This is a genomic window from Mesorhizobium sp. WSM3866, from assembly GCF_002294795.1.
In the GTDB taxonomy this organism is placed as follows: Bacteria; Pseudomonadota; Alphaproteobacteria; order Rhizobiales; family Rhizobiaceae; genus Mesorhizobium.
The window spans coordinates 1-2181 of record NZ_NSGC01000044.1; the positions used below are offsets into that span (position 1 = coordinate 1).

General features: G+C 60.6%; 2 protein-coding genes and 1 pseudogene. All 3 read right to left on the reverse strand.

All coding sequences use genetic code 11. The features are described 5' to 3' along the window. Positions 1–405: chemotaxis protein CheB (locus CK222_RS31295; protein ID WP_245433419.1), on the reverse strand; the 405-nt coding region annotated here is incomplete at its 3' end. A 312-nt stretch (positions 406–717) separates the two neighbouring features. After that, positions 718–1100, reverse strand: a pseudogene (locus tag CK222_RS33325) (SOS response-associated peptidase family protein); the annotation flags it as partial. A gap of 414 nt (positions 1101–1514) precedes the next feature. Next, a complete protein-coding gene (locus tag CK222_RS31305; RefSeq protein ID WP_095802989.1) occupies positions 1515–1832 on the reverse strand; it encodes a hypothetical protein in 318 nt (105 codons plus the stop codon). Between the last annotated feature and the right edge of the window lie 349 nt (positions 1833–2181).

The window sequence follows — 2181 nt, forward strand, 5'->3', positions numbered from 1 at the left end:
GGAAAGCGCGCCCGACAGCAGCACGCCGACGACGCTTGCGCCGAAGCTCAGCGCCGCCGAGCGGAACAGCGGGTCTACCGCCGGCCGCGCGAGGTTCTCGCGCGGGCCGCGGCGCAGCATCATGTGATCGTCATGCAGAAGAAGATGGAAGCCGGGCGGCGCGACATAAATGTTTCCCATCTTGAAGGACTCGCCGTTCTTGGCGCCGGAGACCTTCAGCGCTCCCGCACGGTCGAGAATTTCCGGCAGATAGCTGACCTGGCCGACGTGAAGCACGATAAAGACGGCCGCCGGCAGATCCGCAGGCAAGTCGCTCACGATCTTCTTCAGCGGCTCGACGGCACCCGCCGAGGCGCCGATGACGATGATAAAGCGGTTGCGCGCCTTGGCTCGCCGCGAGTTCATTGGGTTCTCGCGGCCGGGTGACATTCGTTTGCGGAAGTTGGCCATGTCGACCTGGGTTGCGCCCACCTCACTCATAAGTCGGCTAGCGGGACTCGGTTCCATGGGGACACGGCGTGCGCGGGAATACCGGCCTATTTTTTCGTTTAAATCACTCCGCCCTTGATGCAGACGGCGCGCGGGTCTAGCCGCCGGTTTCGATCAAGGCGTTGCCGACGAAATGTCCCAGTGTAGAGCAAGGATCCGGATTCTGTCGCTGAGCTCGGGTAGCTCTCGATCCGGCTCAATAGGACGGCGGCTTGTTACCGGCCGCCTCCGCCAAAGACCGGCTATCGCGATGAACGGGGAGCCGTTGAGCGTAAAGCGATGTTTCGCCTTCGGGTGCTTCGTTCCGGTAAATTCGACGAAAGCTGAGGCCGGTATAAGGCAGCGCTTGCTATTTGCGAGTTGTCGCCCCTCGGACCGGAAATTGAACACCGGCCCGCCTTTTGGGCCAGAGGGCGGGAAGCCGAACGTCAGAGCCCAGCTCGATTGCATCGCCGGCAACGCGCATTATTGGCGCCGGATCGTTGATGCGGATGTCGTCCGCTTGGGGCAGGTCGAGTTCATTCTGATGGCTGGGAACCCTGCAAAGCGAGCGACTCCATCATGCGGCAGTATTCAGCCCAAGCGATGCGCTGCTCGCAATCGTTGCACATACCGTCTCCAGGAATCCGCGGTTTCTGACCCCCAAACGCCGGAACGCTCGCTCTCAGCCGAATTTTCCGTTATGGCCAAGCAATCGAGGCAGGCCCGCCGTGGCAGACAATGCGCGCGGGTGCTCGGAGTGTCCAGCCGCTACGGATGCCCGGTGGTTAGACCGGTTGGGCCTCCGACGGGCGCGATCTGACTATCGCGGAGTGCTTGGATTTCCAGTCGGACTCGTTGCGCTCGTTCCCGCTCAGTCTTGACGGCGGCCACTATCAGCTGGCGCTCGGCGCGGCCGGAGCGTTTCGTTGTTAGACAGCCAGGAAATAGCCGGTGTCGTCCATTGTCCGAACCCACTTTGGCGATGGAAATGGCCTTTGTTCCACCCGGTTATCCGCCAACGCGGGATGCAGGCCGCCCGATGATCAGCTGATCTTATCAAGACCAAGCCGCATCAGCTGGGCTTCGGCAAAGTTGAAAGCCGGCATCCGCTCCCGGAATGAGCGAGTGATCGTGCCTACACCGCATTCCTCTACCACGACGCGCCATCCATCCCTGGTGTCAGAGATCGAGACCGCGTTCCGGATGATAAGGGGACTTAACCGGTGCGGGTCAACCAGCGGCCTGGTTTCACGCAATTTCTGACGGGAACGGTCGATAGCTTCCCTTGTCTCGGCGATCAGCCGAAAGTCGTTGTTAGATTGGAGCGTGCGCGGGAAGAGATTGACAGGGTCATCGGACATAGCCGCCTCCAGTCGCAGACGGGAGCTGTCTCTCAGCCGCCGATATCCATTTGGCTGTTGCCGGCGGTGCGCATAACTCACAGGAACCGGGTTCAGTTCCCGATCAAATGAGTTCCGCCCTTCAGGCGACTGCTGAACAACTTGTGCCCGGGAACATCGGACTTCAGTCGCAAATCTCGTTAGTTGCGAGTCCGCTCATTTGGATGCAGGATCAATGCTCCCCACCTTTTCAAGGGGTAAGGTGGCCCGACCCGTGATAATCCTGTGTCACCTAGGCTGAATCGACATTCAGCGCATCCATAACATAGCTGCGGCGAGATGGATGAAGGCGAGGAAGTGGCCGGCGCGA